This window comes from Streptomyces sp. NPDC004126, assembly GCF_050275515.1.
In the GTDB taxonomy this organism is placed as follows: domain Bacteria; phylum Actinomycetota; class Actinomycetes; order Streptomycetales; family Streptomycetaceae; genus Streptomyces.
This window is the reverse complement of sequence record NZ_JBNNPF010000070.1, coordinates 25,685-36,460: the sequence shown is the minus strand read 5'-3', so window position 1 is coordinate 36,460 and position 10,776 is coordinate 25,685. Positions and strand designations below refer to the sequence as shown.

Here is a 10,776-nt window from a genome sequence, read left to right as displayed (position 1 = left end):
TTTTTTTTTTTTTTTTTTTTTTTTTTTTTTTTTTTTTTTTTTTTTTTTTTTTTTTTTTTTTTTTTTTTTTTTTTTTTTTTTTTTTTTTTTTTTTTTTGTTTTTTTTGTTTTTTTTTTTTTTTTTTTTTTTGCCGGGCTCTTAATTTTAATTTCCGCCCGCCGGGCGGTTGGGGGTGTGCCGGAACGTTCCGGCAGAGGTGAATGTAAACCGTGCCGGAACGTTCCGGCAAGGTCCGGTCCAGGGCGCCTAGAATGCGGGACCGTGACCGCCCGTACCGTGACCCTGCTCGACGTCGCCCGTGCGGCCGGCGTCTCCAAGAGCACCGCCTCCGACGCCCTCCACGGGTCCGGCCGGGTGGCCGGAGCCACCCGCGACCGCGTGCGCGAAGCCGCCGACCGGCTCGGCTACCGCCCCAACAGCGCCGCCCGCCGCCTGCGCCGGGCCAGCACCGGAGCGATCGGCCTGTACCTCCCGCAGACCGCGACCCGGCTGGACTACTACATGAACCTCGCCTTCGGGGCGGTCGAGCGCGCCCAGGAGGAGGGCCTCGACGTGATCCTCCTGGGCTCGGCGGCCGTGGCGCACGGGCCCCTCGCCTCCCGGGTGGACGGCCTCCTGGTCATCGACCCGGAGACCGGCGACCCGGCCGTGCCGGGCCTGCTCGGCGCCGGAGTCCCCGTCGTCACCGGTGAGCGCTACCCGGGGCACACCCCCGCCCCCACCGCGGCGGTGGTCTGCGACAACGCCGCCTCGCTCACCGCGCTCCTCGACCACGTGCACGGCCGCGGCGCCCACGCGCCGGCCCTGCTCGCACCCGAGGCCACCTCCGCCTGGGCCCAGGCGCTGCGGGACGCCGCCGCCTCCTGGAGCACGGCGCACGGGATCCCCGTCACCGTCCACACCGTGCCCTTCGCCGCCACCCCGGCTCAGGCGGGCGAGCGCACCCGCGCCCTGCTGGCCGCCGAGCCGGCCGTGGACGCCGTCATCTGCGCCCCCGACGGCGCGGCCCCCGGGGTGCTGCGCGCCGCGGCCGACCTCGGCCGGACCGTCGGGCGCGACTTCCAGCTCGCCTCCTGCGTGGACGGCGTCGCCGCCCGCAGCTGCGACCCGCCCGTCACCGCGATCGACCTCCGCCCCACCGCTTACGGCAGGTCCTGCGCCGACCTGCTGTGCGACGTCCTCGCCGGCCGGACCCCGGCCGACACCCTCCGGCGGCACGACTGGGCGCTGGAGACCCGCGCCTCCACCCGGCTCGGCACCTGACGGCCCGAGGTGCGGGAACCGGGGGGCCGTGGCGTCCGACTGCCTCCCCGGACGCCACACACACGAGCTGGAGCACCGAATGAACCGAAGGAACCTCCTCAGGGCGACGACCGCGCTCGGCGCGACCGGTGCCGTCACAGGCCTGACCGGAGCCGGAGCCGGAGCCGCGGCAGCCGCAGGGGCCGACGCCCGGCGGCCCGCGGGCGGGGGCGGTCCCCTGCGCGTGCACGTCGTCATGTTCGACGGGGTGGAGGAACTCGACTTCGCCGCCCCGTACGAGGTCTTCTCCGCGGCCCGCTTCTTCACCGACCGGGCCGTCGAGGTCCGCTACGTCACCGCCTCCCGCCCCGGAACCGTCCAGGCGTCGTACGGCACCCGGGTCCGCGTCGACCACGGCTGGGCCCCGGACGAGGCGGACGTCATCGTCGTACCGGGCGGCGGCTACGCCCGCCGCGAGGACCCCGGCGTCTGGGCCGAGATACGCCGGGGCACCCTCCCGCGCGCGCTGGGCGCGGCGCCCCGCGCCGGACTGACCGTCAGCGCCCTGTGCACGGGCGTCATGCTGCTCTCTGCCGCGGGCCTCACCCGCGGGAGGCCCTGCACCACCCACCACAAGGCACGGCCGGACCTCGAACAGCAGGGCGGAGTGCTGAAGAACGCCCGCGTCGTCGACGACGGGAACCTGGTCACCGCGGGGGGCATCACCTCGGGGCTGGAGCTCGCCCTGTGGCTCGTACGCCGCGAACTCGGCCCCGACACGGCCAACTCCGTCGAGGCCATGCTCGAATACGAGGCCCGCGGGACCGTGTGGTCCCGGTAGCACCCCCTCCCGCACCCGGACAGGGGGCTGTGCGGACCGTCGGCTCGGCGGTCCGCACAGCCCCGCGGGCAGTCACCCGTCAGCAGTCGTCGCCGTACCCTCCACCCCAGTCGTCATCGTCGTCGTACCAGCCGCCGTGGTCGTCATCGTCGTCCCAGCCGCCGCCGGTCACGTAGGTGACCGAGTGGGTGGGCACCGCCGCCGAGGCCGTACCCGCTGCTCCGATGGCGGCGCCGCCCGCCATCAGGACTCCGATCGCGGACGCCGCGAAGAGCTGCTTGACTCTCAGTGCACGCATGGTTCGAACCCTTCTCGTCACTGCGCCGCCCGTGCGGCGCGAAACGCGTTCGGCCTCCTTCCGGTCCAGCACGGATTTCTGCGTTCTGCCTTGCACGATGGATGTGTGGAGGGTGCGTCCGCCGTCAACGCGGCTGTTCGAGCCGCGGACCATGGGGCTGGATCGCGCATTCCCCGGGCCGTGTTGATCACCGCGGGCGAAAAGCCCGTTCCCGCGATGGCGGCCGTCTTCTGACCATGCTAGTCACCTACGTGTGGGCCGTCACCTCGGGAACGGGGGCGCGGCGCGCGTCACCGGCCGGACCGGCCGCCACCGTGCGGTATACGTCTCCTCCGGGCCCGCCGGAAATCCCGCGAAGGCGAAGGGGTGTGCTGCTGCTGTGGCTGCTGCTGAGGAACGCACGACGTGCTGTGTGGTGGGGGGCGGGCCGGCCGGCATGGTGCTGGCGCTGCTGCTGGCCCGGGCCGGGGTCGAGGTGACGGTGCTGGAGAAACACGGGGACTTCCTGCGCGACTTCCGCGGCGACACCGTGCACCCCTCCACCCTCTCGCTCCTGGACGACATCGGCCTGGCCGAACGCTTCGCCCGGCTGCCGCAGCGCCGGGTCTCCTCGGTCCAACTGCCCCTCGGGCAGGACCGGTCCCTGGTCACCGTGGGGAACATCGCGGCACTGCCCGGGAAGTACAACTACATCGCGATGGTGCCCCAGTGGGACCTGCTCGACCTGCTCGCCGACGAGGCCCGCAAGGAACCCTCCTTCCGGCTGCGCATGGACACCGGCGCGACCTCCTTCCTCATCGAACGCGGACGGGTCGCGGGCGTCCGCTACCGCACCGCCGACGGCCGCACCGGCGAACTGCGGGCCACCCTCACCGTGGCCTGCGACGGCCGCGGCTCGCTCGCCCGGGCCCTGCCGGAACTCGGCCTGGAAGGCTTCCCCTGCCCCATGGACGCCTGGTGGTTCCGCCTGCCGCGCGACGAGGACGACCCCAGCGGGCTCGTCGGAGCCCTGGGCGACCGCTTCTTCACCGCCCTCATCGACCGCGGCGACTACTGGCAGTGCGCGGCGCTCATCCCCAAGGGCACGGACACCGCACGCCGTGCGGAGGGGCTGGAGCGCTTCATGACCCGCTTCACGGACGCCGCGCCGTGGCTGGCCGACCGGGCCGGCGCCGTCACCTCCTGGGACGAGGTCAAGCTGCTCGACGTACGGCTCGACCGGCTGCGCCGCTGGCACCGCCCCGGGCTGCTGTGCATCGGCGACGCCGCCCACGCCATGTCGCCCGTCTTCGGCATCGGCATCAACCTGGCCGTCCAGGACGCGGTGGCCGCCGCCCGCCACCTGGTGCGGCCGCTGCGCGCGGGCACCGTGGGGCTGAACGACGTCCGCCGCGTGCAACTGCGCCGCTGGCCCACCACGGTGCTGACCCAGGGCCTCCAACGCCTGGCCCACGCCCAGGTCATCGAACCCCTGCTGGCCGGCGAGACCGCCTTCGGCGACCCCCGCCGCGCGAAGCGCATGACGGAGCTGGTCACGGAGTCCCGCTGGCTGAACCGCGTCCCGGCCTACTTCATCGGCTACGGCGCCCTGCGCGAGCGGCCCCCGCGGGAGTCCCTGCGCTGACCTCCCGTCAACCGCGGGCCGCGGGCGTCATCCCCCGGCCCGGCCGGGCCGCGGGCCGGGTCGCGGGCACCCGGATCCCAGTGCCGGCGGGGCGTACGGCGGAGCGGGCTCCGGCTCGCGCGCCGATGCGCGCCCCTGGTGCGCCGGAGGCGCCGCCGTCCGGTGCCACCATGCGTCGCGGACAGCGGTCATGCGACGAGAGGTTGGCACGTGACGTCACAGGCGACCGGGACCCCCACCCGTCGGCTCTCCGACCCCCACCGACAGGACACCCCCACCGACACCGGAACCCCCGGCGGCAAGGGAGCCCTGTCCGGCACGGGAGCTCCCGGCGGCACGGGACCCTCCTCCGGCACGGGAACTGCCGGCGGCACGGGAGCCCCCTCCGGCACGGGAGCCCCCTCCGGCACGGGAACTGCCGGCGGCACGGGAGCCCCCTCCGGCACGGGAGCTCCCGGCGGCACCGGAGCCTCCTCCGGTACCGGAGCCCCCGGCAGCGTCGGCGGTGCCGGCCACACCGGTACCGGCATCCCCGGCCCCGGCTCCGGAGATTCCGGGCCCGGCGGCCGGGGAGCCGGCGCACCCGGTCTCCCGGGCGCCGGGGGTGCCGTACCGGCTCCGGCCGGGGGCCGCACCGATCCCGGACTCCTCCTCTCGGCCTCCGTGCTGCTCGCCGAGGCGGCCCTCGCCGCCCGGCAGGCCGGGGCCGACCTCACCGCGGCGCTGACCGGGGCCGGCTCCGCCCAGCGGGCCGTGCGCCGCCCCGCCTGGGCCCTCGGCACGGCACTGTCCTGCGTACGCGCCCTGACCAGCCCGGAGGGCCTCGGCTTCGGTGCCAACGGCGGCGTCATCGGCGAACTCGCCCGCACGGTCGGCAGCGTGACCCGGCGGCGCCCGGCCGCGGTCGCCATGGCGGTGGACGCCTTCGCCCTGCGCATCGAGGCGGCCACCCTGGCCCACCCCAACCTGGACTCCGCCCACGCCCGCCGCCTCACCGGCGCGGCCGTCGCCGGGGAGCGGATCGAAGCCGCCCGCGCCCTGCACGCCCTCGTGGAACGGCTCGGCGTCACCCGCGCCCTCACCACCGTCAGCCCCGTGGTCATGGAACTCCTCGCGCTGACCGGGCTGTTGGACGAGAACCCCGCCAACGACGCCTTCTCCTGGGTGACCCTCGCGGGCGGCGTACCCACCACCGACCCGCTCCTGGGCCTGCCCAGCTCCCTGCTCGCGTACCTCAACCCAGGCCCCGGCCGCGCCGAGCGCGCCGACCCGGACCCCATCCTCGCCACGGTCCTCACCACCTCCCGCAACGACATCGTCAGCTACGTCGACGACATCGGAGCCCTCGGCAACCACGGACTGGTCCTGCTGCGCCGCGTCGCCTGCGCCGACGGCGCCGTACGGCACGTCCTGCTGCTCCCCGGCACCAGCTTCGGCGGGCTCAGCAACAGCACCCCGCAGGACCTGGTCGGCGCCCTCGACGGCCTCCTGCGCACCGACACCACCTACACCCGGGCGGCGAAGAAGCTCCTGCTGCGCGCGGGCGTGCCGGCGGGATCGGAGCTGATGCTGGTCGGCCACAGCCTCGGCGGCCTGACCGCGATGAACCTGGCCGCCGACGTGGACGTCGCCTCCGAGTACCGGGTCACCCACGTCATCGCGCTCGGCTCCCCGATCGACGGCAAGCGGCCCGCCGACCACACCACCCGCGTCATCAGCCTGGTGAACGAGCACGACGTCATCCCGACGCTCGACGGCCGCGGCCCGGCCTCGCCCCACGACACCCCGGACGGCTGGCTGGAACTGGCCTGGCTCGACGAGTCGTACGACTACCCGCTCTCACACGCCCCGCAGGCCTACTCGGACAGCCTGCGCGGCGGATCGGCCCACCACCGCGACCGGGTGAACGCGCTGATCCGGAGCTACGACGGCGAGATCACCGCCAACCAGCCCTACATGCTGCGCGACAAGTGACGCACCCCCTGCCACCCGAGGGAGACCGACCCCCGATGACCACCCCCGCCCCCGCCGGGCCGCTGGAGAACGCGGTGTTCGGCGCGGCCATGCTCGCCCACCGCCTGCCCTGGGCGGACGCCCCCGCCCGCGCCCTGGGCCTGGACTCGCTGACCCGCGAGGGCGCCGCCCGGGGCGTCCTCGCGCACCTGCGCCGCAGCCGCTCCGGACGCCCCGTCCGGCTCCGCACCCCGTTCGGCACGTTCCTCGTCCCGCTCGGCCCTGCCGACACCGCCGCCCTCCTCGCCGAGGGCGCCGCCGCGGACGCGCTCCACCCCGCCGTCCGGCTCGACGCGGCCGGGCGGCGCCACGGCCTGCACCCCCACGTCCCGCTCCCGCCGGACGCCGTCCGCAGCGCCGCCGAGTTCGCCGGACCGCTGGCCGAGGAGCTGGAAGGGGTGGCCCGCGCCCGCCGGGACGACCACACCCTGCCCTGGGAGACCTGGCGGCCAGGCCTGCTGCGCGCCGCCCGCCGCGTCGTCGCCGGCGCGGCCGCGGCCGACGACACCCTGCTCAGCGAGGTGCTGGTACGGACGGCCGCAGCCGCGGGGAGCCCCGCGTACGAACGCCGCGCCGCCGCCCTGGCCCGCAGGACCGCCCCCTATCTCGCCGACCCGGAGCCCGGCTCCGTCGCCGCCGGCCTGGTGCGCGGCCGGGCCGCCGGGCCCGCGGTGCCCGCCGCCCGCACGGGGGCGGCGCCGCAGGCCGCGGAGGGCGGCCCGGGGGAGGCACTGGCCCACACCCTGGCGGTGGTCTCGGAGGCGGCCGTCACGACCGCGTTCCAGGCGCTCGCCCTCACCGCCGTCGGCGTACCGGGCGCCGAGGGCAGCCCCGCCGGGGCCGTGGCGCTCGCCCTCGCCCACTTCCCGCCGGTCGAGGCCGCCGTCCACCCGGTGCGGACCCCGTTCAGCTGGGAGGGGCTCGCCGTCGGCGCCGGCACCGAGATCCTGGCCGCACCCGGCTGGCTCGGCACCGCGGACGACACCGCGGGCACCGGCGACCCCCGCGACACCGGGGACCGCGCGGCGCCCGCCGGCTCCGGTCGCGGCGCCCCGCCCGCCGACGGGCCCTCACCGCTGTGCGGCTCCGCCACCCGGTGCACGGCCTCCGCCTTCGCGGTCCAGGTCGCCGAGGAGGTCGTCCGGTACTTCACCGGAGCCGCCCGGCCGCACCTGCTGTCCCCGGCCCTCGCCCCGGACCGCGTCCCGTTCACCCTCGCCCCGGACACGCTGCTGCTCGCCCTGCCCGCCGACGGCGCCGCCCCGCCGGCCGCGCGGGCCACCGGCCCGGCCTCGTACGCGGTGCTCGCCCGCGCGAACGCCGAACGCCTCGACGGGTACGCGCGCGGCCTCGCCGCCTGCGCCGCCGAACCGGGCTGGGACGGCGACGAGACCGGCGAACGCTTCCGGACGCGGCTGCTGGAGCACGCGGAGCGGTGCGGCCGGGCGGCCGCCGACGTCCGCGCGGCCGCCCGCCGCCTCGGCGGCTGACCCGGTCACCGCACGAGGGCGTCCCGCCGTGCCCGCTCCCGCTCGACCATGTCCTGCACCGTGTCCCGCACTTCGGAGCACAGCAGCCGGGCGGCCTCCGAGCGGGCGCCGAAGCCCCGGGGCCGCTCGGGCGGCACGATCGGCTCCCCGATGGTGATCAGCCACTTCGCGGGCAGCGGGAAGGGCGAGGTCAGCGGGAAGTAGGGCACGCGCAGCAGCTTCGCCAGCGCGGGCACCTCCCCGATCCTCGGGGAGGACTCCTCCGCACCGACGACGCTGACCGGCACGATCGGCGCCCCGGTGTGCAGGGCGGCCACCGCGAACCCGGGATTGAACGGCTGGAGCCGGTAGCGCTCGCGGAACGGTTTCTCCAGCCCGGCGACGCCCTCCGGGAACACGGCGATCAGCTCGCCGTCGCCCAGGCGCTGCATCGCCGCCCTCGGGTCGATGGGCACGGCGCCCTTCTTCGCGGCGTACGGACCGATCACCGGCAGGCCGAAGACGAACGGCGCGGCGAGCACGTGCAAGGACCGCCGCAACGACCGGACCAGGGCCTTCTGCAGGACGAACCCGTCCAGCCCCCAGGCGCCGGAGTGGTTGGAGACCAGCACCGCCGCCCCGTCGGCGGGGACGTTCTCCAGCCCCAGGACGTCCAGCCGGAACCAGTCGTCCATCAGCCATTCCAGCAGCCGCTCCCAGGCGTCCTCCCCGGCGTCCGAGAGGAGCCTCCGCAGGAAGCGGAGCTCGCCCCCGGCGACCTCGATGACATCGGCCAGACTCTCGGACACGGACGACCCTCTTCCTTCACCGTCATGGCCGGTGCTGCCAAGTCGCCCTCGGGACAAGGGCTTTCACGGTGAACGGTTCCTGCGGCCGTTTGATCACGAGGACCGCCCGGATTCGGCAATCGGCTCTTCGTTCGCCCCTTCCCCCGCCGCCGGGTCTGGAGGACGCCGCGCGGGTCGGCCCCCGCCGCCAGGGCCGGCAACAGCAGCACGGCCCGGAGCAGGGCCAGCCCGCCGGGGGTCGCCGCCCGCGCCTGCGTGGAGGTGGGGTGCACGCGCTGACGGGGGGCCCGTCGGGGGGATCCCCGTCGCGCAGGTCAGGCCGTGCGCAGGCGGTGGGCGGCCGCCTCGGCCTCCCGTACGACGCGCTGGGTGTCGACGTCGACCAGCCGCCCGCCGAGTTTGAGCGCGCGCCCGTCCACGAACACGGCCTCGACGTTCTCGGGCCGCCCGTTGAAGACGATCTGCCCGACCCAGTCGAAGCGCGGGGCGAAGTTCAGCGCGGCCGGGTCGACGACCACGACGTCGGCCCGTTTGCCGGGGGTCAGGGAGCCCACCCGGTCCGCGACGCCGAGCACCTCGGCGCCGCCCAGGGTGGCCATCCGCAGCACGTCGGGCACCTGCGGGAAGACCTCCGCCCGGGTCGTGCGGACGCGCTGGAGGCCGACGGCCGCCTTCATCAGCGCGTGGAAGTCGGAGCTGTCGTTGGTACCGCCGTCCAGGCCGAGCCCGACCTTGACGCCCCTGCCCGCCAGGTCGGACAGCCGCATGATGCCGGAGGCCAGCCGCATGTTGCTGAGCGGACAGTGGGCCGCGCGCACGTCGTGCTCGGCGACGGCGGCGATCTCCGCGTCCGTCAGGTGGACGGCGTGGTTGATCAGCAGCCGCGGGCCCATCGCGCCGATGTCGGTGAGCACCCCGACGGGATCGTCCCCGCGCTGCTCGGGCCGTTCCAGGACATGGGAGTTGAGCATCACCCCCAGCTCCTGGGCGGCCTCCCAGTGGGCGCGGTTGTGGGACTCGGCGGCCCGCGCCGCGTGCGTGGCGACCTGGAAGGAGGCGAGCGGCACCGGGTCGACGAGCTCCCGCTTCACCTTCGTGAGCAGGACCGCGTCCGGTGCCGGCGGGTACATGGCGTACGTGAACCGCAGCCCGGTGCCGGCCAGCGCCCGCACGTAGCTCTCGATCAGGTCGTACGAGAAGATGTCCACCCAGTCCACCAGCGTCGTCACGCCCGACTGGACGGCGTCCAGGGCGGCGAGCCGCACGATGCTGTGGAGGGCCGCCGGGGTCAGGCGGCCGCGCTGGGGGTCGGTACACCCCCGGAACCAGCCGAACAGGTCCCGGTCGGTACACCCGCCCCGGATCGCCGCCTGCCAGAGGTGGTTGTGGGTGTCGACGAACCCGGGCATCACCAGCCTGCCCGGGACCTCCACCACCCAGGTGCCGGGCGGTGTCCGCAGCGCCGGGCCGACGGCGGCGACGGCGCCGTCCCGCATCAGCACGTCCGCGTTCCCGACGGCGCCGAGGGGGCCGCTGCCGAGGGCGGGATCCATGGTGAGCACCAGGGAGGCCCCGCGGAGCAGGACCGTACGGCCGCCCTGGACGGCGGGCCGGGAGGGCTGGTCGCGGGGTGCGCGGCGGGGCGCGGCGCCGAGGACGAGCGGGGCCGCGGCGGCCAGGCCGAGGCCGGCGAGGAGATCGCGGCGGCTGGGGGCCGAGGGCTTCGTGGGGGCTGAGTGCATGGCGTGGTGCCTCCCGAGGGCTCAGAACGGAAGGCCCGCCCGGGCGGGGCGCTGGATCAGGACGCTGGGACGGAGCGACGCCGGGAGGGGGCGCCGGGCCGGGGCGGGAGATTACCCGCAGCATTCCCACCGCACGGGCATTCGATAGACGCCGGCGGAAAACTTTTTCCACCGCACGGCCCCCGGGGGGAGGACCGCGGCTCGGCCCCGGCCGCGCCTCAGGGCCCGCGGCGGACCCGGTCACTAGCCTGACCCCATGACTCCCGCCGCCCGCCCCGCTCCCGACCGGTACACCGTCGTCCTGCGCCCCGGCCCGCCCGGCGCCGCCCAGGACGCCAAGGGCCACGACGCGGTCCTGCGCACCGCCCGGGTCGAGGCCACCGGCGCCACCGGCGTCTCCGGCTACCCCCGCTACCAGGGCGAAGGGATCCAGGCCGAGATCGACCCCGAGAGCCGGGCCGTCGAGGCCGTCACCGTCGACGGGGAGGAACTCCCGTACGGCTGGATCGCCCAGCTGGCCGACTGAACCCCGCGACGAAGCCGTGCGGAAGGGCGCCAGAGGGTCCGTCCACGACGGCTTGACCGATGGACCTGCGGCAACGTAGCTTCGGCCGGACCGGCTCGTGAGTTGACGGAAGGAGGCGACGTCGGATGTCCACCCCCTCCGTACCGCTTCGCCTCGCCCACCACGTCGCCTGGGCTCCGGGCCGTGTAGCACACGGCTGCTGAACGGCCCC

General features: G+C 75.0%; 10 protein-coding genes. 6 read left to right on the top strand and 4 right to left on the bottom strand.

Going from position 1 to position 10,776, the window contains the following annotated elements; translation table 11 throughout:
- Positions 1–230 (bottom strand): hypothetical protein (locus tag ACQKM2_RS36960; protein WP_427717607.1); only part of this gene is annotated, 230 nt, incomplete at its 3' end.
- A gap of 32 nt (positions 231–262) precedes the next feature.
- On the opposite strand from ACQKM2_RS36960, the gene ACQKM2_RS36955 reads away from it, so the two are divergent.
- Together ACQKM2_RS36955 and ACQKM2_RS36950 are read left to right on the top strand one after the other, a co-directional pair.
- A complete protein-coding gene (locus tag ACQKM2_RS36955; protein ID WP_427717605.1) occupies positions 263–1,264 on the top strand; it encodes a LacI family DNA-binding transcriptional regulator in 1,002 nt (333 codons plus the stop codon).
- Positions 1,265–1,343: 79 nt separating this feature from the next.
- Positions 1,344–2,084 carry a DJ-1/PfpI family protein gene (locus tag ACQKM2_RS36950; RefSeq protein WP_427717604.1) on the top strand — a complete coding sequence of 247 codons (741 nt, stop codon included), beginning with the start codon at positions 1,344–1,346 and terminating at the stop codon, positions 2,082–2,084.
- A gap of 79 nt (positions 2,085–2,163) precedes the next feature.
- On the opposite strand, the gene ACQKM2_RS36945 is transcribed toward ACQKM2_RS36950, so the two are convergent.
- Positions 2,164–2,382 (bottom strand): hypothetical protein, encoded by a 219-nt coding sequence (locus ACQKM2_RS36945; RefSeq protein WP_362469723.1) that lies wholly within the window; start codon positions 2,380–2,382, stop codon positions 2,164–2,166.
- Positions 2,383–2,761: 379 nt separating this feature from the next.
- Here ACQKM2_RS36945 and ACQKM2_RS36940 point away from each other — a divergent pair, with 379 nt between their 5' ends.
- From ACQKM2_RS36940 to ACQKM2_RS36930, 3 genes are all read left to right on the top strand, one after another.
- A complete protein-coding gene (locus tag ACQKM2_RS36940) occupies positions 2,762–4,006 on the top strand; it encodes an FAD-dependent oxidoreductase (protein ID WP_427717602.1) in 1,245 nt (414 codons plus the stop codon).
- A gap of 210 nt (positions 4,007–4,216) precedes the next feature.
- Entirely contained in the window at positions 4,217–5,980 is a 1,764-nt protein-coding gene (locus tag ACQKM2_RS36935) for a lipase family protein (RefSeq protein WP_427717599.1), read from the top strand.
- A 35-nt stretch (positions 5,981–6,015) separates the two neighbouring features.
- Positions 6,016–7,509, top strand: coding sequence for a hypothetical protein (locus ACQKM2_RS36930; protein ID WP_427717597.1), 1,494 nt, complete (start codon positions 6,016–6,018; stop codon positions 7,507–7,509).
- A 5-nt stretch (positions 7,510–7,514) separates the two neighbouring features.
- Here the strand turns inward: ACQKM2_RS36930 and ACQKM2_RS36925 are convergent, their stop codons facing one another.
- The gene (locus ACQKM2_RS36925) at positions 7,515–8,297 is read right to left on the bottom strand and encodes a lysophospholipid acyltransferase family protein (protein ID WP_427717594.1); all 783 of its coding nucleotides are present in this window, start codon (positions 8,295–8,297) and stop codon (positions 7,515–7,517) included.
- A 314-nt stretch (positions 8,298–8,611) separates the two neighbouring features.
- The gene (locus tag ACQKM2_RS36920) at positions 8,612–10,039 is read right to left on the bottom strand and encodes an amidohydrolase family protein (protein WP_427717591.1); all 1,428 of its coding nucleotides are present in this window, start codon (positions 10,037–10,039) and stop codon (positions 8,612–8,614) included.
- Positions 10,040–10,295: 256 nt separating this feature from the next.
- Between ACQKM2_RS36920 and ACQKM2_RS36915 the strand changes: the two genes are divergently transcribed.
- A complete protein-coding gene (locus ACQKM2_RS36915) occupies positions 10,296–10,565 on the top strand; it encodes a hypothetical protein (RefSeq protein WP_427717588.1) in 270 nt (89 codons plus the stop codon).
- Positions 10,566–10,776 lie beyond the last annotated feature (211 nt).

Coding starts and splice junctions, on each gene's coding strand:
- ACQKM2_RS36930 (WP_427717597.1), top strand. CDS start 6,016: ATGACCACCCCCGCCCCCGCCGGGCCGCTGGAGAACGCGGTGTTCGGC.
- ACQKM2_RS36915 (WP_427717588.1), top strand. CDS start 10,296: ATGACTCCCGCCGCCCGCCCCGCTCCCGACCGGTACACCGTCGTCCTG.
- ACQKM2_RS36950 (WP_427717604.1), top strand. CDS start 1,344: ATGAACCGAAGGAACCTCCTCAGGGCGACGACCGCGCTCGGCGCGACC.
- ACQKM2_RS36945 (WP_362469723.1), bottom strand. CDS start 2,382: ATGCGTGCACTGAGAGTCAAGCAGCTCTTCGCGGCGTCCGCGATCGGA.
- ACQKM2_RS36920 (WP_427717591.1), bottom strand. CDS start 10,039: ATGCACTCAGCCCCCACGAAGCCCTCGGCCCCCAGCCGCCGCGATCTC.